Source organism: Streptomyces spinosisporus (genome assembly GCF_022698145.1).
GTDB lineage: Bacteria > Actinomycetota > Actinomycetes > Streptomycetales > Streptomycetaceae > Streptomyces > Streptomyces spinosisporus.
Genome location: NZ_JALDAX010000008.1, coordinates 288,171 through 309,850, shown reverse-complemented (window position 1 = coordinate 309,850; position 21,680 = coordinate 288,171). Strand labels below are relative to the sequence as shown.

Annotated in this window: 17 protein-coding genes; 13 read left to right on the top strand and 4 right to left on the bottom strand. The window is 69.9% G+C overall.

The genetic code is table 11. The features are described 5' to 3' along the window. Positions 1–2: 2 nt before the first annotated feature. On the bottom strand, positions 3–3,956 hold the full coding sequence (locus tag MQN93_RS22860) for a golvesin C-terminal-like domain-containing protein (protein WP_242711044.1): 3,954 nt from the start codon (positions 3,954–3,956) through the stop codon (positions 3–5). A gap of 545 nt (positions 3,957–4,501) precedes the next feature. Here MQN93_RS22860 and MQN93_RS22855 point away from each other — a divergent pair. The 5 genes from MQN93_RS22855 (at position 4,502) to MQN93_RS22835 (ending at position 10,473) form a co-directional block, all read left to right on the top strand. Then, complete coding sequence (locus MQN93_RS22855) at positions 4,502–5,023, top strand: DUF2690 domain-containing protein (RefSeq protein ID WP_016433498.1); 522 nt, start codon at positions 4,502–4,504, stop codon at positions 5,021–5,023. Next, positions 5,014–8,034, top strand: coding sequence for a hypothetical protein (locus MQN93_RS22850; RefSeq protein ID WP_242711043.1), 3,021 nt, complete (start codon positions 5,014–5,016; stop codon positions 8,032–8,034). The genes MQN93_RS22855 and MQN93_RS22850 overlap by 10 nt, the downstream gene beginning before the upstream one ends. 101 nt (positions 8,035–8,135) lie before the next feature. Further along, positions 8,136–8,858 (top strand): hypothetical protein, encoded by a 723-nt coding sequence (locus MQN93_RS22845; protein WP_242711042.1) that lies wholly within the window; start codon positions 8,136–8,138, stop codon positions 8,856–8,858. A gap of 155 nt (positions 8,859–9,013) precedes the next feature. After that, positions 9,014–9,964 carry a hypothetical protein gene (locus tag MQN93_RS22840; protein ID WP_242711041.1) on the top strand — a complete coding sequence of 317 codons (951 nt, stop codon included), beginning with the start codon at positions 9,014–9,016 and terminating at the stop codon, positions 9,962–9,964. Next, a complete protein-coding gene (locus tag MQN93_RS22835) occupies positions 9,961–10,473 on the top strand; it encodes a hypothetical protein (RefSeq protein WP_016433494.1) in 513 nt (170 codons plus the stop codon). Before MQN93_RS22840 ends, MQN93_RS22835 begins: the two co-directional genes overlap by 4 nt. Before the next feature lie 100 nt (positions 10,474–10,573). On the opposite strand, the gene MQN93_RS22830 is transcribed toward MQN93_RS22835, so the two are convergent. Then, a complete protein-coding gene (locus tag MQN93_RS22830) occupies positions 10,574–12,031 on the bottom strand; it encodes a glyceraldehyde-3-phosphate dehydrogenase (RefSeq protein ID WP_016433493.1) in 1,458 nt (485 codons plus the stop codon). Between the two features lie 265 nt (positions 12,032–12,296). Between MQN93_RS22830 and gnd the strand changes: the two genes are divergently transcribed. The 7 genes from gnd (at position 12,297) to MQN93_RS22795 (ending at position 19,178) form a co-directional block, all read left to right on the top strand. Then, complete coding sequence (gene gnd / locus MQN93_RS22825) at positions 12,297–13,736, top strand: NADP-dependent phosphogluconate dehydrogenase (protein WP_242711040.1); 1,440 nt, start codon at positions 12,297–12,299, stop codon at positions 13,734–13,736. 170 nt (positions 13,737–13,906) lie between these two features. Then, positions 13,907–15,406, top strand: a complete 1,500-nt coding sequence (locus MQN93_RS22820) for a purine-cytosine permease family protein (RefSeq protein ID WP_242711039.1) — start codon at positions 13,907–13,909, stop codon at positions 15,404–15,406. Further along, the gene (locus MQN93_RS22815; protein ID WP_242711038.1) at positions 15,403–15,948 is read left to right on the top strand and encodes a cysteine hydrolase family protein; all 546 of its coding nucleotides are present in this window, start codon (positions 15,403–15,405) and stop codon (positions 15,946–15,948) included. The genes MQN93_RS22820 and MQN93_RS22815 overlap by 4 nt, the downstream gene beginning before the upstream one ends. Beyond that, a complete protein-coding gene (locus MQN93_RS22810; protein ID WP_242711037.1) occupies positions 15,945–16,673 on the top strand; it encodes a Type 1 glutamine amidotransferase-like domain-containing protein in 729 nt (242 codons plus the stop codon). The genes MQN93_RS22815 and MQN93_RS22810 overlap by 4 nt, the downstream gene beginning before the upstream one ends. A gap of 98 nt (positions 16,674–16,771) precedes the next feature. Continuing rightward, positions 16,772–18,013 (top strand): acyl-CoA dehydrogenase family protein, encoded by a 1,242-nt coding sequence (locus MQN93_RS44245; RefSeq protein WP_242711036.1) that lies wholly within the window; start codon positions 16,772–16,774, stop codon positions 18,011–18,013. Between the two features lie 191 nt (positions 18,014–18,204). Continuing rightward, positions 18,205–18,606, top strand: a complete 402-nt coding sequence (locus MQN93_RS22800; protein WP_016433426.1) for an SseB family protein — start codon at positions 18,205–18,207, stop codon at positions 18,604–18,606. Positions 18,607–18,737: 131 nt separating this feature from the next. Beyond that, positions 18,738–19,178, top strand: a complete 441-nt coding sequence (locus MQN93_RS22795) for a VOC family protein (RefSeq protein ID WP_242711035.1) — start codon at positions 18,738–18,740, stop codon at positions 19,176–19,178. 23 nt (positions 19,179–19,201) lie between these two features. Here the strand turns inward: MQN93_RS22795 and MQN93_RS22790 are convergent, their stop codons facing one another. Further along, positions 19,202–19,975 (bottom strand): class I SAM-dependent methyltransferase, encoded by a 774-nt coding sequence (locus MQN93_RS22790; RefSeq protein WP_242711034.1) that lies wholly within the window; start codon positions 19,973–19,975, stop codon positions 19,202–19,204. A 201-nt stretch (positions 19,976–20,176) separates the two neighbouring features. Between MQN93_RS22790 and MQN93_RS22785 the strand changes: the two genes are divergently transcribed. Further along, positions 20,177–20,590, top strand: coding sequence for a nitroreductase family deazaflavin-dependent oxidoreductase (locus tag MQN93_RS22785; protein WP_242711033.1), 414 nt, complete (start codon positions 20,177–20,179; stop codon positions 20,588–20,590). A gap of 91 nt (positions 20,591–20,681) precedes the next feature. On the opposite strand, the gene MQN93_RS22780 is transcribed toward MQN93_RS22785, so the two are convergent. Continuing rightward, positions 20,682–21,599 carry an oxidoreductase gene (locus MQN93_RS22780; RefSeq protein ID WP_242711032.1) on the bottom strand — a complete coding sequence of 306 codons (918 nt, stop codon included), beginning with the start codon at positions 21,597–21,599 and terminating at the stop codon, positions 20,682–20,684. Between the last annotated feature and the right edge of the window lie 81 nt (positions 21,600–21,680).

Genomic DNA, 21,680 nt, shown 5'->3' with positions numbered 1-21,680 from the left:
GGTCATCCTCCCGTATATCCCAGGCCGGGCAGCGCGTTCTCCACGACGTGCTCGTAGCCGGTGGTGCCCGCATTGTTGGGGTGGAAGGCCTCGCGGCTCAGACACGTCTGGCCGACGCCGGAGGCCGAGATGCACACACCGTTCGGGTCCCCGGCATGGAAGTCGCCGTCCCCGTTGGGACCGAGCACGATCTTGTTGATCCATTCGTCGCTGTCGCAGCCTCCGTGGCCCACGAACGCCGACACCGGATTGACGTACCCGACGTCGAGTCCGGAGGCATGCAGATCGTCGACCTTGGCCTTCTGGGCGTCGTCCATGTAGTTGGCGAGGGTGGCGAGATCGGCGGCCTCGTCACCGTCGATGTACCAGGAGCCGGTGCACTTGACGGTGCGGCTGAGGATCTCCGGGTAACCGACCAGCACAATCTTGGCCTTGGGGGCCCGTTGCGCGATGACCTGGAGGGTGGCGCCGATGTCCTCCTTCGTCTGGTCGATGAGTGCCTCGTACTTGTCGAGGAAAGCACTGCCGGAACAGTCGGTGAGATTGGCGCAGTCGGTGACCGCGTTCACGAATGCGCCGTAGTTGTTGCCGCCGATGGTGAGCGTCACCAGAGTGGTGTCCTTGGTCAGCACGCCGGAGTCCACCTGGGGGATCTCGCGGAACTCACCGTCTCCCTGGGCGATGCCGCCGTTCTGCCAGTAGCTGGTGTCGACGGTTCCGTCCACCTGCCACGTATGGGCGCCGGAACACGCGACGAAGCCGAGTTCCGCGCTCGGGCTGTAGTTGTCGGACAGCAGCGCCAGGCTCGCGGACGTCCCCGGCAGGACGAGCTTGCGCGGCCAGGCATTGCTGCTGCGGCGGCAGGCGTTCCAGTCGACGGTGCCGTGTTCCTGGTTCGAGGATTCGTCGTACGAGCCCGCGCCCTCGCCGGAGGAATAGGAGTCGCCGAGCGCGGCCACGATGTGCCGCGGCTTGGCCGGCAGCCACTGGAAGCCCACCGCGTCCCAGGCGACGTCGTTGTCCGCCTGTCCCTCGGGCGTGTAGTTGGACAGCGTGACGCCTTGGAAGTCGGAGCCCGAGGTGAAGTGGTAGATGCCGAGGCTCACCCACTGGTTCTTGTGGGAGACGGCGTTGATGATCCGATTGTGCGTGGTGCCGTCGCCGAGATGGATGGTGTAGACGGCCTGTTGACTGCCGGAGCCGGTGTTCGGCAGGTGCACCAGCACGCGTGTCCACGAGGTGCGCTGGGTGGTGAGCTTCCATGTGCCGGTGACGGCCATGGCGCCGGAGGCGTTGCCCGGGTCGGTGTCGGGATCGGTGAGGCCGGCGAAGGCACCGTGGGAGTCGTCGCGGGCGTGGGCGTACCAGAAGTGGTCGCCGAAGCCGCCGCCGATCTGGTGCAGATCGCCCTTGGCCTCGTAGTGGTTCGCGGAATCGGCGTTGAAGTGGAAGCTGAGGGTGCCGGAGTTGGTCCAGCCCGACTTGCCGCACCCGTCGGTGAAGGCCGGAACACTGCCGGCCACGTCGTCGACGACGGTGAAGCCGAGGTCGGAGTTGTCGCACATCGTGCCGGCACCGTTGTTGCCGTTGCCGAGTTCGGTCCTGAGGGTCTTGTAGGTCAGGTACTCATGGCCGCAACTGGTGGGGCAGTAGACCTTCCAGGTGGTCTGAGTCGCGTGGTACCAGTGCGGCGGGTCGCACGTCTCGCCGAGATGGTCGATCTCGCAGCGGGGCGGGTCGGCCGGATCACAGTCGTTGACCAGCGGGTCGCAGAACGTGTCGAGGTCCGGCTTGACCGTGGAGCGGTCGGTGTCGGAGTCCCACCAGGCCGGCGAATAGCCCGCGGTGTTGCTGTTGTTGGCGGTGCCGTCATCGGCGTAGGCCCGCCCCGTGTCGATCGGCCAGGCGCCCCAGCCGAGAACCTTCTCCTCGTACGGCCAGTCCTGCGGATGCCCGGCGTCGGCATAGGTGTTGCCGTCCAGGAAGGCATGGCGGTCCGGCGGGTAGAGCGGGTTGGAGGGGTTGTTCAGCCAGCCCAGGCCCCAGTTGGCGCTCGGGTTGGCCGGAACGTAGTAGTTGAGGCCGGAGTTGTAGTCCCACAGTGCGGCGAACCAGTTCTCCGGGGCCGCCGGGTCGTCGGTGTTCAGCCGGATGCCGCCGGGGGTGATCGCGGTGTCGTGCAGCTCGTTCCACTTCGTGGAGAGCGTGCGCGCGGCCACGGCGATGTTCGAGGTGTAGTCGAGCGCGATCGCCTTCTGCTGGGCGGCCGGCAGCTCGTCCACCTCGCCCGTCTTCATCCCGTCGGTCTGCTGGCCGATGCCGTAACCGCAGTCGGTCTTGGACCAGTCGATCAACCAGTGGTCCTCGGGGGTCGCCGGGTCGCTCGGATGGCCGTAGAAGCCGTTGGTGCTGGCGAGCGTGGAGCTGGTCTGGCCGGGCAGGGCTCCGCCCTCGGCCTGCCACAGATTGGACTCCTGGGCCAGCACACCGAGGAGCACCTGCGCCGGGATGCGGCCGCCGTCGGTGCCCACCAGGCCGGGCAGCGGGAACATGCCCTGCGGATCGACGGTGCCGAGGCCGGCGGCGCTGCGCCAGCCGCCCTGGCGTACATAGGCACTGGTGAGGTTGCCGCGGACGGCCATGTCGACGGCCCACTCGACCTGGTTGGGGGTCGGCTGGTACGCCTGCTGGTTGGGGTCGTTGCGCGGCTGCGAGCACGTCCGGTCGTTGTCGACCGTGGAGTTCGGATCGCCGGCCGTTGCCGCACGCGCGGATGCGGTGGACGCAGACGCCGTGAGCGCCGGGGACACGGCCCCGCCCGCCTTCCTCGATCCGGCACCGGAGGCGCCGACCGTGAAGGCGAGCTTCTTGCCGGTCGCGGTCACATGAGTCTTGAGCTGCAGGGGAGCCGCCGTGTTCCAGGCCGTTGCCGCCAGCGGGTTGCTGACATGGCTGCGCAGGCTCTTCGACACGGCCTGGTCGATGGCGAGCGCGCCGGTGGAGGACACCGTGGCCCGGGCCGAGGCCTTGAGCCGGTGCACGGTGGCGGGCAGGGACGCCGTGGAGGTGGGAGTCCCGGTGAGGAAGACCCGTCCGGAGGTTCCGGCTGCCAGTCCCAGTGAACCGACGGGGCCTTGAGCGAGGGTGCTGGTCCTGCCGTCCGCAACGCGGCGGGCGCGGGCCCTGTCGCCCTTGCGGTCCAGGAAGTTGACGCCGCCTGCACCGTCCACGCGCAGATCGAAGGCGGGGCCGCTGGTGGTGGTCAGCTGGGTGGCGTGGTTGTTGCGGTCGAAGCGGATCAGCCGTCCTGCCGCCGCGCCCACGACACCGTCCCCGGCGGGAACCGCGGAGGTGACCTGGACGCTCTCGGTCTGCTTGCGGGTGACGGTCGCGGTGACGGTGTCCACCGTCAGCAGCCGCGTCCGGTCGGTCCGGTCGTCACCGACCTGGGTGAGCACGGCGGTCTCGCCCGTGCCGCAACCAGGGTTGAAATAGGCCAGCGTGACGGTGTGGGCGAGCTTGGTCACCTTTCCGGTCGTCAGATCGACGACGGCGGCGAAGGCTCCGTGCTCCAGCAGTTCGGGCCGATTGGTGAAGCTCCGGGGCGCGTAGACCACCACCGCTCGCTTGCCGGACCCGGTCACGCATGCGTTGCCGATCCACAGATCGGTCGCGAAGGCGGGCTCCGACACAGTCGCGACGGTGCGCCACTGGTAGGCCTGGTCGCTGTCGGCTGCCAGGACGTGCAGGCCGGAGCCGTCGCCCGTCACCGTGACGGCGCGGTCCGCGGACTTCTGCCACCCCTTGGGCAGGACCTGGTCGGGACTCAACACCCTGTCGGACTGGTCCTGTTGAGGCTTGTCGCCGCCCGGGTCCGCGGTCTTCCGCCCGACCGCGGGTGGCGACTGGTCGGCACCGGCTGCCGTCCCGACCGGGCCTCCCAGTGCGAGACTCACCAACAGGGCAAGCACCCCGGCCACAGCCGGGCGTCTACCACGCCGCAATGAACTCCCGCCCCCTCGACGTGTTGCACGCACGTCATCGTGTGGCACGCATCAGTCTCGTCATGTGCCTGACACAGGTTTTCCTTGAGTGAAGTGCTCGAAACCTACATGGGTACTGCACGTTTGTAAAAGGGTCCATACCAATCCGACACGCCCGAATCGGCCGAACCGGTCGACCGGAGGGTGGGTGTCGGCAAGTCGACGATTTCGGAAGCCGTTGAATTCCGCGCAGGCGTCGGGATGGAGGGCTGGAGGCCACGTGCATCAAATCGGCGTAGATGGCGGCAAGTTGGGGTCGACGTTGCCAGTGGCGGTCACCGATTCGAAGGTCGCCGCCTTGGGGTGTTCTTTAGTTGGTCTTGGTTGTTCCTGTGGGATTTCGACGATCATCTATTGGTGGTTGAGTCGTCAAACTCACCGTCGGTTGACGCGGTGACGGCTCCGGCCCACGCGTCAGCGATTAGCCAACTTCCCTATCGCAAAGGATTCATGTGTCCATGCGAAGACGTGCGCCCGGCTCGGGGTCCCGGCTCCGGCTCCTTCGCACGCTCAGCTCCGCGGCCCTGACTGTGGCCCTGGCCGCCGCCTGCGTGTTCACCGGATCGACAGCGGCATCGGCCGCCGGCTGCAAAGGTGCGGCGTGCACCGGGCAGAGCCCCGCCACGATGGGGTGCGACGACGACGCCCGGCTCCTGGAGGAGATCGACGACACGTCGATGTCCCTGAAGTTCTACTACTCGGGCACCTGCGACGCCTCATGGGCGTACGTCACCGTCGATCCGCAGTCGAGCATCTATCCGCAGGCGGCGAACATCTTCTACGTTCCGCAGCTCGGGGGCAGCGAGGCCTCGTACTCGGCCGGTTACGTGAACCAGGACGACGTTGCCAAGGCGACTCCGATGGTCGGTGGCAACGCGATGGCGAAGGGCTGCGCCACCGACATCGGGCCGGGTTTCGATCCGGCGCCGGAAACCTGGAAGCAGGAGGGGACCACCGGAGTGTGCACCCAATGGCACTGACCAGGAGCAACAAGAGTGCGGGCGCCCGCAGACGCACCGCTCGACGGACCGCCAGAATCGGCATGCTGTCCTGCGCCGTCCTGGCCGCGGGGCTGTTGCCCGCTTCGGGGGTGGCCACGTCCGCGCAGGCGGCGCCGCAGGATTCCGTCCCGCACACCAACGGGAACCTGTTCACCTCCCCGAAGAAGGCGCTGGGCGAGGACTGGCAGACGTCCACCGACCGCTCGGTCATCGGCACCGGCGACTCGACGGGCTTCCACATCCTGGCGGCCGACGAGTCGCAGTCCTTCCGTTACCGCGAGGTGGCCAATCTGACGGAGACCGGACTCGACGGCATCGGGCCGTGGACCGGTTACGTCTGCACCACCGGAACCGGCCGTTACGCGGCGGCCGTCTACGCCCCGTCCACGGCCACCAACAAGCCCGCTCTGATGCAGCACGGCGCCTTCGCCGCGGTGGTGGACCTGACCACCGGCAAGGTCACCCGCTCGGTCGCGGGGGTCCAACTCGCCTACTTCTCCCCGGGCTGCGGTCAGGGCGACACCGTCACCTTCACGCGCAGCGCGGTCGGGGACTCGGGGAAGGGCACCACCAAACTCTTCGACGTGGACGCCACCACCGGCAAGACCGTCGGCACCCGGACCGTCACCGGCCAGTTCACGAACCCCTTGCCGACACCGGACGGCGACCTCGGCGTGCTCGGCGGGCGGCTGGTCAAGGTCTCGGCCGGCGGACGGGCCGACGTCCTCACCGACCTGCCCGGGCGGCTGTTCGCCCTCACCCCGTCCGCAGGCGGAGCCGTCGATCTGGCCGTCGTGGCGCACGGCAAGGACGTCCTGCACCGCTGGGACGGCAAGAAGCTCACCAGCCTGGGAACCGCCCCGCTCGGCAGACTCGGTCTCTATCCCCGCCGGGGAGGCGACCTGGTCGCCGGCGACGTGTCCGGCATCGACACCGCCAAGGCACCGGGTCTCAGCAAGTCCACGGCGCCCGGCAAGCCGCTGGCCGCCTCGCGCGAGGGGCATCTGCTGACCACCTCGGCCGCCTCCGAGGAGCTCAAGGGCATCACCTCGAAGATCGGCTCGTCCAGCCGTCAGGGCGCAGGCCTCATCGACGTGAAGGCCCTCGCCACCACCAGCGGCACCCCGGCGGCCACGCAGGTCACCACGGCCGAGGCCGTGACCGCGGGCACAGACGACGTGGAACCCGACGTCAACGGCCAGCCGGAGAAGATCGCCCTCGCACAGTCAGGGGTGACGGCGAGTGACCCCAACCCCCAGTCCCACTACTCCAACTGCCTCGTCAAGCGCAACAACGTGCACGCGCAGGCCCTGCAGCCCAGCACCAACATGGTCGAGTGGGCCGTCGACCAGGCCGTGCACGGCGACCTGAACATCACCCGTCCGGCCAACTACCTGGGCGCCGGCAGTGCCGCCTACAACCCGCAGACGCTCTTCCCGCGCCTGCCGCTGACCGGCGGCGGTTACGTTCCCGCGCAGGTGATGCTCGGCATCCTCGCGCAGGAGTCCAACTTCAAGCAGGCGAGCTGGCACTCCGTCCCCGGGGACGGCGGCAACCCGCTGCTCGGCGACTACTACGGCAACGCCGACAGCATCCACAACTACCCCAACAACGGCGCCGCCGACTGCGGTTACGGCATCGCCCAGGTCACCACGGGCATGAACGAGGCCAAGCCCGACCCCTACGAGCCGACCGAGGCGTACGCGATCGCCACCGACTACGCGGCCAACATCGCCGCCGGCGTGCGCATCCTGAGCCAGACGTGGAACCAGCTCAAGAGCCTCGGCATGAACGTCAACACCGGCAACCCGGCGTATGTCGAGAACTGGTCCATGGCGCTGTGGGGCTACAACAGCGGCGTCTACACCGACTCCTCGCAGAACGGCGGGCACACCGGACTGGGCTGGTTCAACAACCCGGCCAACCCCAACTACCCCTCCGACCGGGCCCCGTTCCTGCGGGACTCCTACGACGATGCGGCACACCCGGCGAACTGGCCCTACGAAGAGAAGATCATGGGCTGGGTGGAGACCCCGCAGCTGACGTACAACGCCAAGCCGTCGTACGCCCTGCCCCTGTTCCCCACGGGTGGTACCAGCCCGGCGGGCAAGCTCAACCTCAACCTGAACTACCGCGCCTACTGCGACAGTTCCAACAACTGCGACCCGGGCGCCTCGTCCGGCAGCGACCCGTGCCCCGCCGAGAACGAGACCTGCTGGTTCCACGGCTCGGTCGACTGGGGCGCCGGCAGCGACTCCACCGACGGTTCCACCGAGAACCTGGTCTACTCCCTGGGCAGCGGCGAGCCGGCCCTCAACCGGCAGTACGACGCCGGTCCGTGCAACAACGCTCCCGCAGGTCTGCTCGTCGACGACCTGCCCGACCCGGACGACAACACCCAGGGCTGCACGGAATCACAGCCGAGCGAGGGGAAGTTCAACCTGCAGCTGGGGGACAACTTCACCTACGACCGCGGTGACGGCACCTGGCGGGCCACCGGCGACATCGCTCCGATCGACCTGCACCAGCTCGGCGCCGGATACGACGGACACGCCTGGTTCACCCACGGCTACAAGGGCGGAGCCGGCAGCGACGCCGACCTCTGGCACAGGGTCACCGCCACCTGGACGCCGAACCCGTCCCTGATGTCGGAGCCCGGCACGACCGGTCTGCTGTACGACATCTATGTCCACCTGCCCAATCACGGCGCTCAGGCGATCGTCCCGTACACCGTTCACGTCGGCATGAACACCGCGGGCGTGGCCGCCACCCGCACTTGCAGCGTCAACCAGGCCACCCGCAGCAACGGCAAGGACGTATGGGTCGAACTCGGTACCGTACGCATGTGGCAGGGCGGCAACCTCCAGGCCGACAACACCAGTCGCTCGGACTACACGGGTGATCTGGACGTCGCCTACGACGCCGTGGTCTTCTCCGCCACGACCACGGCGTCCAGCTCCGGCATCTGCTTCCACGACGCAATGCCCTGACCACGCCCGCACCATGGCAGAGCGGTGCGCCTCCCGGCCCGATACCGGCCGGGCGGCGCACCGCGCACGACAGACCGGCCTTCGCAACGGAGCACACGTTCATGAAGTTCCCCCATGTCCTCGCGACGGCGCTGGCGTTGACCGCCCTCCTCGCAGGGTGTTCCTCCCAGCACAGCTCCTCCCCGGGCACCGGCTCCTCGGCATCACCGGGACCGGGCGAAGGTGAGATCACACCCTCCACCACGGCGGGGGCGGCGGCCCCGTCCGCCACGGCGGCCCACGGTCTGGACGACTGGCCGCCCCGACCCGCGACGGCGGACGAGCTGCCGCGCAGCATCCGCAGCACCGCCGTGGCGAAGGGCTACACCGGCTCCTCGTATCTGGACATGCTGACGAAGCAGTGGCACATCAGGATGAGCCCCAGAAAGAAGAACGACTTCAACAAGAAGGACGACGTACCCCCGGTCTGGTATGCCTCGGGGTCCGGACACCCGTCGGCCGGAAGCAAGATGAGCATCGCCGTCGTCTGGAACCTGTCCGGCGATCTCGAGTCCCTCACCTGCATCGCCGACCGCGCGGCGCCCGGCCACACCGACTTCCTTCGAGCGTGCCTCGAACTGGACCACCCGAGCGCGAAGCCGGCTTCGGCCGCCGCTTGGTTCAAGGGCGCGCTCCCCAGCCTCGACAAGGCGTTCGAGAAGACCAGGAAACAGATGGCCAGTCCGCTGTACCGGTCGGGCCGGGTGGTGTCCTACCTCCTCGAATACAGCAACGGCAAGGAGGGGACGGCCTGTACGGCCCGGGTCCTGGGAACCTCGGCCTGAGCGTCCGGCGCCCCCGCCCGCGCCTTCTGTACCCCTCAAGGGTCCAGACCATTCGCCGCCACTCCGTGATCTTCACCATGTGGTCACCGTGAAAGCGCGTGCCCTACATTCCACCTGTCATGCACATGGAGTGAGAGACGATGAGGGGGTAGTGCATGCGCAAGGGGCAAGTGCTCACAGGCTTGTTCGCGGCGACGGCACTCGTCGCCGGCGTGGCCGTGAGTGCGATCGGCGGGGCCGGGGCGCCGGATGGGGCGTCACCGCAGACAGTGGCCGCAAACGCGGTCGACGAGAGCAAGTGGCCCAGCCGTACGCCGGAAAGCGGACTGGTGAAGGGGCTGTCCCTGCCCGTGGAGAAGTATCTCGTCGGCTACACGGACGTCGTCGAGTGGCAGCGCGCCCAACGCGACCTGTGGGTCGGCTGCATGGCCCGCTTCGGCTTCGACTCGTTCAACCCGCCGGTGCCCGGAACCGAACCGCCGATCGAGTTCAACGACGCCAACATGCCCAGGCGGTACGGGGCTTCGGACGCGACGGAAGCGTCCCGATACGGGTACCACCTGCCGCCGGCCCAGCAGAACGAGCCGCCGGTGTGGGAGCCGGCCTCCGGGGCGGAAGGCGCCGTGTTCCTCGGCGACGGACCAGAGGTCGAGGGCGGCACGTACAACGGAGTGACGGTGCCCGAGGGCGGATGCCGCGGTGAGACCGAGCGCCGACTCGGTGCGCTCGTGCCGGGCGACGAGGCGTCGAAGGTCAACGCATCGAGCATGACCCAGTCGTTGCAGCAGCCCGCTGTCCAGGATGCCATCGCCGACTGGGCGGCCTGCATGAAGGACAAGGGCCACCCGTTCGACGATCCGTACAAGCCCGCCGCCGGCTTCGACCTGACGACGCCCACCGCGTCGTCGGAGGAGATCGAGGTGGCCGAGGCCGACGTCGCCTGCAAGAGCGAGACCGGCCTCATCAAGGTCTGGTACGGGGAGGAGACCGCGATCCAGAACAAGGAGATCGCCGCCAGAAAGACCGCTCTCGACGCCGAACTCAGCAGGAGGAACGCCGTGAAGGCGGCCGCGCAACGAGTGAACTCGGAGGGCAGCGACAAGTGACCCAGGCCATACGCAACCTGATCCGGGCGATCCCCGTCGCCGCGCTGATCGCCGCAGGCGTCTTCTGCGCCCAGCCCGCGCAGGCCGCCACCTCCTACGAGTCGGACGGCTGCACCTCCAGCGGCAACACGTACTGCTTCGCGCTCTACTACAACAGCGTCGGCTCGACCACCAACTCGGGTGTGGGCTCCTGTTACGTCTCCAACAGGAGCGTCCCCGACCACTACGGCTACTCCCCGAACGGCGCGACACTGGTCCGCCTGGTCTTCCACTACGGACTGCTTCCGGGCGGCACCTGCAGGACCGACCCGGGCGACGGACAGCCCCTGAAGAACAACGCCGCCTCCGTCGCGAACGCCGAATGCGGCGTCTACGACCGCGTCTACTGGGGCTCCGGCTACCAGAGCATCTCCCAGGCGTTCTACGGCACCTGCGGCGGATACGGCGGCCTGGCCGTGAATCTCGTGCCCGAGCTGAAGAACAACAACGCCTCGCACAAGAGGTACTAGACCCCCCGCGTCCCACCCGCGTGTCACCGCACTCGACTGTGCGGTGACGCGCGGCGGTCCGTCGTTCCGCGCAATCCCGACGGGCGCTGCCCTGCCGGCGTCAGACCGCCGGGCTCGGGAACGTGGGGTACTCCACCCCGGAGACATGCTGCACGACCCGGATGACCTGGCAGGAGTAGCCGAACTCGTTGTCGTACCAGAGGTAGAGGATGGCGTTGTCGCCCTCCACCTTGGTGGCGCCGGCGTCGACGATCGAGGCGTGGCGGGAGCCGATGAAGTCGCTGGAGACCGCGTCGGGGGCCGTGGTGAAGTCGATCTGGCGGCGCAGCGGGGAGGTCAGCGAGACCTCGCGCAGATGGTCGAGGACCTCCTCGCGGGAAGTCTCGCGCGAGAGCTGCAGGTTGAGGATCGCGATCGAGACGTCCGGCACGGGGACGCGGATCGAGCTGCCGGTGATGCGCGCCTTGAGGTCGGGCAGCGCCTTGGCGACGGCGGAGGCGGCACCGGTCTCGGTGATGACCATGTTGAGCGGCGCGGAACGGCCGCGGCGCTCGGCCTTGTGGTAATTGTCCAGCAGGTTCTGGTCGTTGGTGAAGGAGTGCACGGTCTCCACGTGACCGCGCTCGACACCGAACTCGTCGTCCATCGCCTTCAGCGGCGGCACGATCGCGTTGGTGGTGCAGGACGCGCACGACAGGATCTGCTCGTCCGGCTTGACGGTGTCGTGGTTGACGCCGTGCACGATGTTCGGGACGTCGCCCTTGCCCGGCGCGGTCAGCACGACCTTGTCGATGCCGGGGCGCAGATGCTGCGAAAGCCCCTCGCGGTCACGCCACTTGCCGGTGTTGTCGATCAGGATGGCGTTCTTGATGCCGTACGCCGTGTAGTCGACCTCGGACGGGTCGTTCGCGTAGATCACCTTGATGGCGTTGCCGTTGGCGAAGATGGTGCTGCTCGCCTCGTCCACGGTGATGGTGCCCTGGAACTGGCCGTGGATGGAGTCGCGGCGCAGCAGCGAGGCGCGCTTGACGATGTCTTCGGCGGACTGCTCGCCGCCGCCCCGGACGACGATCGCGCGCAGCCGCAGTCCGTTGCCGGAGCCGGCCTTCTCGATCAGCAGCCGGGCCACCAGGCGGCCGATGCGGCCGAAGCCGTAGAGGACGACGTCCCGGCCCTCGCCGCGCTCGATCTTGTTGGCGCCCGTGGCACCCGCGACCGCCTCGGCGGTGAACTCGGCCACGGACAGGCCGCGGTCGTCGCCCTTGTACGTCGCCGCGAGCATGCCGATGTCGATCTGCGAGGGACCGAGGTCGAGCGCGGTGAGCGCCTGCAGGAACGGCAGGGTCTCGACCACCGAGAGCTCCTCGCCGGCTATCTGCCGGGCGAAGCGGTGCGTCTTGAGGATGCTGACCACCGACTTGTTCACCAGGGAGCGGCTGTGCAGCAGGACGGTGACGTCCCGCTCGCGGTGCAGCTTCCCGATGATCGGGATCATCGACTCCGCGATCTCCTCGCGGGTCTTCCAGTTGGTGAACGAGTCGTCGTTGACAGCAGTCACTGATCCATCTTTCGCTGATCCATCGTTCGAGCTAGGCGGCGCTCATATGTTAAACCCTGTTTGATCGATCGTTCGGGCGGGGTTCGTCACACTCACGTCGGCCCGCGACGCGCTCGCGTCCCCCGAATCCGCCGGACCCGTCCCCGTCCCCGCCCCGGTCTCCGTCCGCGATCGAGACGATCCGGCGCCCCGTCCGTACCTTCCGGACATGGGGCCCCGTGGGCCTCGCCCGTCACCGCCTTCGCACGGATCGAGGACGAACACCATGAACGCAACCGCAGCCATCGGCGTGACCGGCCTGGGCGTGATGGGCCGCAACCTGGCCCGCAACTTCGCCCGCAACGGGTACACCGTCGCCGTCCACAACCGCACGGTCGGCCGCACGCGCGCGCTCATGGAGGTGTACGGCGACGAGGGCGCGTTCGTCCCCGCCGAGACGGCCGAGGAGTTCGTGGCGGCGCTGGAGCGCCCCCGCCGCCTGATGATCATGGTCCAGGCGGGGGCCGCGACCGACTCCGTCATCGAGGAGTTCGCCGCCCTCCTGGAGCCCGGCGACATGATCATCGACGGCGGCAACGCCCACTTCGCCGACACCCGCCGCCGCGAGGCCGCCCTGCGCGAGCTGGGGATCCACTTCGTCGGCACCGGGGTCTCCGGCGGCGAGGAGGGCGCCCTCGAAGGACCGTCGATCATGGTCGGCGGCTCGGCGGAGTCGTACGCCGTCCTCGGGTCGATGTTCGAGCGGATCAGCGCCAAGGTCGACGGCGAGCCGTGTGCCGCCCACATCGGGAGCGACGGCGCGGGGCACTTCGTGAAGATGGTGCACAACGGCATCGAGTACGCCGACATGCAGCTCATCGCGGAGGCGTACGACCTGTTGCGGCAGGTCGGCGGCTACACCCCGCACGAGATCGCCGACGTCTTCCGCCGCTGGAACCAGGGCCGGCTCGGCTCCTACCTCGTCGAGATCACCGCCGAGGTGCTCGCCCACACCGACGCGGACACCGGCGCCCCGTTCGTCGACGTCGTCCAGGACGCCGCGGGCCAGAAGGGAACGGGGCGCTGGACCGTGCAGACGGCGCTGGACCTGGCCTCCCCGGTCACCGCCATCGCCCAGGCCACGTTCGCCCGCGCCGCGTCCGGCCAGCGCGACCTGCGCGCCGCCTACGCGGGCCTGCCCGGCGGCACCCGCCCCCAGCTCAGCCGCACCGAGGCCGAGCGCTTCACCTCACAGGTCGAGCACGCCCTCTACGCCTCCAAGGTCATCGCCTACGACCAGGGCTGGAAGATGATCCAGGACGCGGCCGCCGAGTACGGCTGGAAGATCGACCTCGGCACGGTCGCCCGGATCTGGCGCGGCGGCTGCATCATCCGCGCCTCCTTCCTCGACCGCATCCGCGCCGCCTACGCCGCCGACCACGAACTGGTGAGCCTGCTCGGCGAGATGGAGTTCGCCATGGAGATCACCGACGCGCAGGTGCCGTGGCGCGAGACGGTCGCCTCCGCCGCCCGCCGCGGCATCCCCGTCCCCGCCTTCTCCGCCGCCCTCGCCCACTACGACACCCTGCGCGCCGACCGCCTCCCCGCCGCCCTGCTGCAGGGCCAACGCGACTACTTCGGCGCCCACACCTACCGCCGCACCGACCGCGAGGGCACCTTCCACACCCACTGGGGAGCCGCGGACCGCGCGGAAACCTCCGCCTGACGGCTCGCCCTGCGCGCGCATCTCGGGGGTTTCCGCGCGCTGAAGCGAAGGCCGACAGGGGCGCCGCCACCCTCGGCGTCCCTGTGGCCCTTGACGCTCCGACCAGCGCAGACCAGGCTTCACCCCTCGGTGCACCGCAGGCGGACGGCAACTGGACAGGCAGGGCGACGATGGCACAGGCTCCGGACACCCCCGACAAGAGAGCCACGGGACGGCAGCTCCAGGTGGAGACGCACGGGCTCGACGTCATCTCCGACGCCGAGCGCAAGGGCACTCCGCGCACGCTGTTCTGGCCCTGGTTCGGTGCCAACGTCTCGGTCCTCGGACTCAGTTATGGCGCCTTCGCGCTCGGCTTCGGGACCTCCTTCTGGCAGTCCCTGGCCGCAGGCGTCATCGGCATCGTCTTCTCGTTCCTGCTGTGCGGCTTCGTCGCGGTGGCCGGCAAGCGCGGCTCGGCGCCGACGATGGTCCTCGGCCGCGCCGCGTACGGCGTGCGCGGCAACCGCCTGCCCTCGGTGATCTCCTGGGTGCTCACCGTCGGCTGGGAGACCGTGCTGTGCGCGCTCGCCACCATGGCCACCGCCACCGTCTTCGACCGGCTCGGCTGGGGCGGCGGCACCGGTACCAAGGTGGTGGCCCTCGTCCTGGTCGGTGCGCTGACCGTCGTCGGCGGGGTGATGGGCTTCGACCTGATCATGCGGCTGCAGACCGTGATCACGGTCGTCACCGGCGTACTCACCGTCGTCTACATCGCGCTGGTCGCCGACCACATCCACTGGAGCACGGTCAGCGCCGTCCCGGCCGGCTCCACCCAGGACTTCATCGGCGCGCTGGTGTTCATGATGACCGGCTTCGGCCTCGGCTGGGTCAACGCCGCCGCCGACTACTCCCGCTATCTGCCGCGCAGTTCGTCCGGCCGCGGGGTGATCGGCTGGACCACCTTCGGCGCGTCCCTGGCCCCGCTGCTCCTACTGGTCTTCGGCCTGCTGCTGGCCGGCTCCTCCGCCAAGCTCAGCGCGGCCGTCGCCGCCGACCCGATCGGCGCCCTCACCACCATCCTGCCGACCTGGTTCCTGGTCCCGTTCGCCGTCGTGGCGGTGCTCGGGCTGGTCGGCGGCGCGGTCCTCGACATCTACTCCTCCGGCCTCGCCCTGCTGTCGGCGGGCATCAGGATCCCGCGCTACGTCGCGGCGTTCGTCGACGGCGTCCTGATGATCGCCGGCTCGATCTACATCGTCTTCTTCGCCGACGACTTCCTCGGCCAGTTCATGGGCTTCCTGACCACCCTCGGCGTCCCCATCGCCGCCTGGTGCGGCATCATGCTCGCCGACCTGGCGCTGCGCCGCCGCGACTACGACGAGGGCGACCTCTACCGCCCCACGGGCCGCTACGGCGACGTACCGCCCGTCCCGCTGCTCCTCACCGTCGCCGCCACCGCCCTCGGCTGGGGCCTGGTCACCAACTCGGCCGCCGGCTGGCTCGACTGGCAGGGCTACCTCCTCGACCCGTTCGGCCTCGGCGGCAGGTCCGGCTCCTGGGCCTACGCCAACCTCGGTGTCCTCGCCGCCCTCGTGCTCGGCTTCCTCGGCACCCTCGCGCTGTCGCGCACCCGTGTCCGTGCCCAGGAGGCGCAGGCGCCCGGCCCCCGGGACGCGGGAGCGGCCGTATGACGACCGGGCTGCTCGCCGTCATCGACATGCAGCGTGTGTTCGCCGAGCCCGAAAGCCCCTGGGCCGCCCCGCGGTTCGCCGAGGCGGCGGCAGGAGTACGACGCCTGCTGCCGGCCTACGCCGACCGCGTCGCCTTCACCCGCTTCCTGGCGCCCGCGCAACCCGTCGGCGCCTGGGCGGCGTACTACGAACAGTGGCCCTTCGCCCTCCGGCCACCGGAAGCCCAACTCTGGGAGCTGGCAGACGAGTTCGCCAAGACGGCCCCCCGCACCGTCGACGCCACCACCTTCGGCAAATGGCCCTGCCTCGCCCCGCACCTGGGTCCCGACAGCCGTCTGATCCTCACCGGCGTCAGCACCGACTGCTGCGTCCTGTCCACCGCCCTCGCGGCCGCCGACGCCGGAGTTGAGGTCCTGGTGGTCGCCGACGCCTGCGCCGGCGCGGACGACGACTCCCACGCGAAGGCGCTCCACGTGCTGGACCTGTACCGGCCGCTGATCCGCGTGACGAGCGTGACCGAACTGCTGGCGGAGGCGCGGTGAGCCCGTCCGTGCAGCGGCAACTGGCCCTTCTCGGCGGCGGCTTCAGCACCGACGACGACGGTCTGCTGGACGACTGGGTCCTGAGCCGGGTGCGCAGCCGGGCGGGGGCCGCCCCGACGCGCGTCTGCTTCCTGCCCACCGCCAGCGGCGACGCGGCCGCGTACATCGACCGCTTCGACGACGCGTTCCGGACACGCCATGACTGCGAGCCGTCCGTACTCCCGCTGTTCCGACGGGAGTTGGACGACGGGGCACTGCGTGCCCGGCTGCTCGGGCAGGACGTCGTGTACGTGGGCGGCGGCAACACGGCGAACATGCTGGCCGTCTGGCGCGTGCACGGCGTCGACCGGCTGCTGCGCGAGGCCTACGACCGCGGCGTCCTGCTGTGCGGCATCAGCGCGGGCGCGAACTGCTGGGCCGAGGCCTCCCACACCGACTCCTTCGGGCCGCTGACCCACCTCCACGACGGTCTGGGCCTGCTCGCCGGCTCGGTCTGTCCGCACTACGACAGCGAACCCGGGCGGCGCGCCTCGTACACGTCGGCCGTGGCCGTCGGCACGCTGCCGGGTGGGTGGGCGCTGGAGGACGGCGTCGGAGTCCTGTTCACGGACGGGCAGTTGACGCAGGTCGTGACGCGGGCGCCGGACGCACACGCGTACCGCGTGGAGGCCGACGGGCGAGGCGGTGCCGAGGAGCGCGCGCTGCCGAGCCGCCCGCTCCGCTGAGACCTTGGCGCTTTCCGGTCGGTACCGCGGGCTGTTTGACGTGTTCAATCACGTGTATCGCGTCATGCAACGGACGGCCCCACCCGTCAGGAGGCACCGTGCTCGCCGCACCCGAACCCACCCTCACCGAAAGCGAGATCATCGAGCGCGCCGTCGCGCTCAGGCCCGCACTGCTCGAACGCCAGCCGGAGACCGAGCAGTTGACGCACTACCCCAAGGACACCCACGAGGACTTCCTGAGGGCCGGCTTCTACCGGATCCTGCAGCCGCGGCGCTACGGCGGCTACGAGTTCGGCCTGCCGGTCTTCTACCGCGTGGTCACCGAGACCGCCCGGGGCTGCCCCTCCACCGGCTGGGCCCTCTCGCTCACCGCGGCCCATGTGCTGCAGGTGGCCACGGTCTTCGACGAGAAGGCCCAGGACGAGATCTTCGGTCCCGACGGCGACTTCCGGGCGGCGTCCACCGTCGTGCCCGTAGGAGTCGCGGAGCGCGACGGAGACGGCCGGGTCGTCTTGGACGGCACCTGGCCGTACTCCTCGGGCGCCCCCTACTCCACGCACTACCTCGGGCAGACCTTGCGCGCCCCGGCCACACCGGACGGTCCGCCCGGACCACCGGTCCTGTTCGTCGCCCCGCGCTCGGTGTGGACGGTGCTCGACGACTGGCACGGCGTCCTGGGCCTGCGCGGCAGCGGCTCCAACAGCGTCCACATGGAACGGGCGCGAATCCCGGAGCACTTCACGCGCGAGGCGTTCCTGCTGGACCTGCCCGTCGAGGGCGGCAGCACCGGCTCGGAACTGCACGGCAACCCGATGTACGCGGGCCGGGCGCCGAGCTTCTTCCACGGTGAACTGGCCGCCGTCATGATCGGCACCGCGTACGCCGCGGCCGACGAGTACGCCCGGATCATCGCCGCCCGCCCGCTCACCCTGGACCCCGGCCGCACCCGCGCCGACCTGCACGACTACCAGCGCCACCTCGGTCAGGCGCTCGGCACGATCGACATGGCCGAGGCGGCCCTGCGGCAGACCGCGCAGGACTGGATGGACACCTGCCGCCGCAACGTCACCGGCGAGGCCCCCTTCACCGTCGTCGAGGACAACCGGCTCGCTCTGATGTTCCTGAATGCCGGGCGTGCCGCCTGGGACGTGCTGCAGGGCATCCTCTTCCGTACGGCCGGCTCACGGCACGCCCGCGACGGCGAACGGATGCAGCGCTACTTCCGGGATGCGGCGACGTACTGGACGCATGTGGGCGCGAGCATGGCCGAGCCGCTGACCCGCCGGGTCGGCTGCGACCGCCTGGGCCTGCCGTCGCAGGACATTCCGCTCATCCCCTGACGCGGGTCAGGGTGTTCCGGTGAAGGAAATCCGTGGTTCCGGGTGGTGGCCCACCGCCGGAATGTCCCGGCGGTGAATGTCCGGGGGAGAGGGGAATGGGTCGGTCCGGATCGGGTACGCGAGCAGGACCGTGCCCGGGGTGGATCTTGCCCCGCGCGGGCCGTACCACCGCCGCTACCAGGGGATCTGCCATGGACACACCTGCCAACGACGACAAGACCACACCGGCCCGGCAGGCGCTGGACGCGCTGGCCGTGAACAACGAGGACGCCGGGGCGCTGGACACGCTCGCCGGCAGCGAGGTGCTCGTGCCCGTGCCGGACGACGCGAACCAGGAGGACGCGGTGGACCCGGGAGCGGTGGCGCTGCCGGTCCTGGAGCAGCCGGGCGGCGACCCGGTCGTGCCCGTGTTCACCTCGGAGGTGGAGATGGCCGGCCTGCTGCCGTTCGTCTCCCGCTATCGGCTGGTGCCGCTGGGCGCGCTCGCCTCGCAGTGGCCGGCCGACGATCTCTCGCTGTCCATAGACGCGGGGTCGGAGCATCCGCTGACGCTCACCTCCGAGGGCGTACGCACCCTCCTGGCCCGGCCCTGACGCGCGAGGTCAGGAGCCCGGCCGCCGCGAGTCCGGGAAGGGGCGGGACGCCTCGGCCTCCCGCCGCCCCGGCTCTCGCTGTCCCGGCTCCCGCACGGCACGCAGCGGGAACCAGGCAGTAGCGTGAGCACATGGAACAGCGCATCACCTTGATCACGCTGGGTGTCTCCGATCTCGCGCGCGCCAAGGCCTTCTACGAGGCGCTGGGCTGGCGCGGCCAGGAGATCGAGGAGACCGTCTTCTTCCAGGCGGGCGGTCTGGGACTGGTCCTGTGGAGCCGCGAGAAGCTGGCCCGGGACGTCGGCCTGGAGCCCGGACCGGCACCGACGAGCGGCTTCGGCGGGATCGCGCTCGCCCACAACGTCCGCTCCGAGGCCGAGGTCGACGCACTGCTCGCGGCCGTGGAGCGGGCGGGCGGAACCATCACCAAGCCCGCCGCCGTCAACACCGTCGGCTTCTACTCCAGCGCCTTCACCGACCCGGACGGCCACGCCTGGGAGGTCGCGTACAACCCCGGTTTCCCGCTCGCGGACGACGGCACGGTGACCATCCCCGACTTCGGCGGCGCATGAGGGCTCGGTGACGCCGACGGGCGTCACACGGTGCACTCCGCGTAGACGGCGTGCGGGATCTTGAGGTAGTCGGCCCAGTGGTCCTCGCCGAACGCCGCGACGCCCTCGGCCGACACCGTCGGATGCACCCAGTCCACGGCGGAGAAGCCCGCCTCATGCAGGACGTCCTCGTACGTCCGCAGCGTCCAGCGGTAGGGCAGGAGCGGGAACTCGGCGAAGCCGGGGACCTTCATCACCGCCGGGGCCTCCTCACCGTCCCGGGTGGCCGGACCGGTGGTGAAGTCGACGCCGTAGCGCGTGTAGTAGCCGGGCTCGACGGAGATGTCGGGGTTGAGCGTGGCGAAGACGAACCGGCCCCCCTCCGGACGCAGCGCGCGGCGGGCGGTGCGGCAGAAGCCGGACAGCGCCTGCCGGGTCGGCGCGTAGCACAGCACGTACACCGAGTAGACCAGGTCGAAGCGGCCGTCGAGTTCGGGATCGCCCTCGGCGGGAGGGGCGTCGGCCTCGCGCGCGAAGTAGGAGATGTCCATCCCCTCCGCCGCCGCACGTCGCCGGGCGAAGCCGAGCATGCCCTCGGAGCTGTCGACGCCGGCGACCGACGCGGCGCCGAGCTCGCGCAGGGTGCGGGTGTACAGGCCGCTGCCGCAGCCCAGGTCGAGGACGGCCCGGCCCGAGACGTCGCCGAGGAGCGCGAAGAGGGTGTGGGCCTCGACGTGCTCGCGCAGCGGCAGGGCGGTGGCCATGCGTTCGTAGGCCTCGGCGAGGTCGTCGAAGTCCGTGCCGCGGTCCTCGTCCATGGGATTCCTCCTGCTTGCCCAACTCCCTTGTCGGGCAAGGCAGTTTACTCATGAACTCGTGCGGCCGGTGCGCCCGTACGGCCGCACGGGGGTGGTGAAGCGCGCATTCACGGTGCAGGATCCCCCTGTAGGCGACCACGGCGCCGCGGCGGCTCCGGTCGGCTCGACCGGACCGTCCCGCCGACAGGGGAGTGGACCTCGATGGCAGACCGTACCTACCTCAAACCGCCCTGGATGCAGCAGCATGTCGGGAACCGTCTGGCGCCGCTGTTCGGACGGTCCATGGTGTCCCGGCTCTCGGTGCGGGGCCGCACCAGCGGGCGCTGGCGGACGGTGCCCGTCGCCGTCCTGGACCACGAGGGCGAGCGCTATCTCGTCTCCTACCGCGGCCTGAGCGACTGGGCGCTGAACCTGCGCGCCACGCCCGAGTGCCGGCTGACGGTGCGCGGCCGCACGGAGGAACTCACCACGGAGGAGGTCCCCGAGGCGGAGCGTCCGCCGATCATGGCGGCCTACCGCGAGAAGTTCGGCAGCATGCCCACGGTCTCCTCGGTCCTGACCGCACTTCCCGACCCCGCCGACCACCCGGTCTTCCGACTGCGCAGCCGCGGCTGACCGAGGTGTCCCGGCGGGGCCGGGTGTCCGGGTCGTTCCCCGGGCGGCGAGTCAACTGCCCAGTGTCCGCCGACGAGTTGTGCCGGAACGCTCATGCCGCCGTCAGTGGGGCCGGCCGCGGGAAGGTGACACCGGTCAGCTCCTCGGAGGCGGTCCACAGGCGACGGGCGGCGACCGGGTCGCTGGCCGCGGAGGAGCGGCCCACCAGGGTCGGGGCGCCGCGCATCTCGCCGAGGCTGTCCGGGCCGACATAGCTCGCACCGGGCAGGTCCTGCACGGCGGCGTACAGCGTCGGCAGGGCGCCGGCCCTGTTGTCCTGTGCCACGAAGCGGTTGCCGACCCGCAGGAAGGCCCGGCGCAGCACGCTGCCGTCGTGGCTCTGGAGGTTGGTGGCCGCCCAGCCCGGGTGTGCGGACGTGGCGCGGACGGCGGAGCCCGTCTCGGTGAGCCTGCGCTGCAGTTCGAGGGTGAAGAGCAGATTGGCGAGCTTGGACTGGCTGTAGGCCTTCATCGGCGTGTACTCACCGGTGAGGTTGAGGTTGTCGAAGTGGATGCGAGGGCTGCCCGGCATCCTGTGCGCGCCGGAGGAGACGGTCACCACCCGGTCGGTGATGTGGGGCAGCAGCAGGTTCGTCAGGGCGAAGTGCCCCAGGTGGTTGGTGCCGAACTGCATCTCGAATCCGTCCTTGGTGGCGGACTCCGGGATGTTCATGACGCCGGCGTTGTTGATGAGCAGATCCAGGTCGCCGCTCCAGGCGGCGGCGAACTCGCGCACGGAGGCGAGGTCGGCGAGGTCGAGCCGGCGTACCTCCACGCTGCCGTTCACGCCCGCCGCAGCCGCCTCGCCGCGCTTGGGGTCCCGTACGGCGAGGACGACATGGGCGCCCGCGCCGGCCAGCGCCTCGACGGTGGCGATGCCGAGTCCGCTGTTGGCGCCGGTCACGACGGCCGTGCGGCCGCTCTGGTCGGGGATGTCGGAGATGTTCCACTTGCTGGTTCGCGTTGTCATGCCAGCCAATGTAGGCGCCGCCAACAATGCTGTCAATGACAACAATGATGACGCTGCCAACAATGTAGGCGTCGCAAACGT

Coding starts and splice junctions, on each gene's coding strand:
- MQN93_RS22855 (WP_016433498.1), top strand. CDS start 4,502: ATGCGAAGACGTGCGCCCGGCTCGGGGTCCCGGCTCCGGCTCCTTCGC.
- MQN93_RS22850 (WP_242711043.1), top strand. CDS start 5,014: ATGGCACTGACCAGGAGCAACAAGAGTGCGGGCGCCCGCAGACGCACC.
- MQN93_RS22845 (WP_242711042.1), top strand. CDS start 8,136: ATGAAGTTCCCCCATGTCCTCGCGACGGCGCTGGCGTTGACCGCCCTC.
- MQN93_RS22840 (WP_242711041.1), top strand. CDS start 9,014: ATGCGCAAGGGGCAAGTGCTCACAGGCTTGTTCGCGGCGACGGCACTC.
- gnd (WP_242711040.1), top strand. CDS start 12,297: ATGAACGCAACCGCAGCCATCGGCGTGACCGGCCTGGGCGTGATGGGC.
- MQN93_RS22820 (WP_242711039.1), top strand. CDS start 13,907: ATGGCACAGGCTCCGGACACCCCCGACAAGAGAGCCACGGGACGGCAG.
- MQN93_RS22815 (WP_242711038.1), top strand. CDS start 15,403: ATGACGACCGGGCTGCTCGCCGTCATCGACATGCAGCGTGTGTTCGCC.
- MQN93_RS22800 (WP_016433426.1), top strand. CDS start 18,205: ATGGACACACCTGCCAACGACGACAAGACCACACCGGCCCGGCAGGCG.
- MQN93_RS22795 (WP_242711035.1), top strand. CDS start 18,738: ATGGAACAGCGCATCACCTTGATCACGCTGGGTGTCTCCGATCTCGCG.
- MQN93_RS22790 (WP_242711034.1), bottom strand. CDS start 19,975: ATGGACGAGGACCGCGGCACGGACTTCGACGACCTCGCCGAGGCCTAC.
- MQN93_RS22785 (WP_242711033.1), top strand. CDS start 20,177: ATGGCAGACCGTACCTACCTCAAACCGCCCTGGATGCAGCAGCATGTC.
- MQN93_RS22780 (WP_242711032.1), bottom strand. CDS start 21,599: ATGACAACGCGAACCAGCAAGTGGAACATCTCCGACATCCCCGACCAG.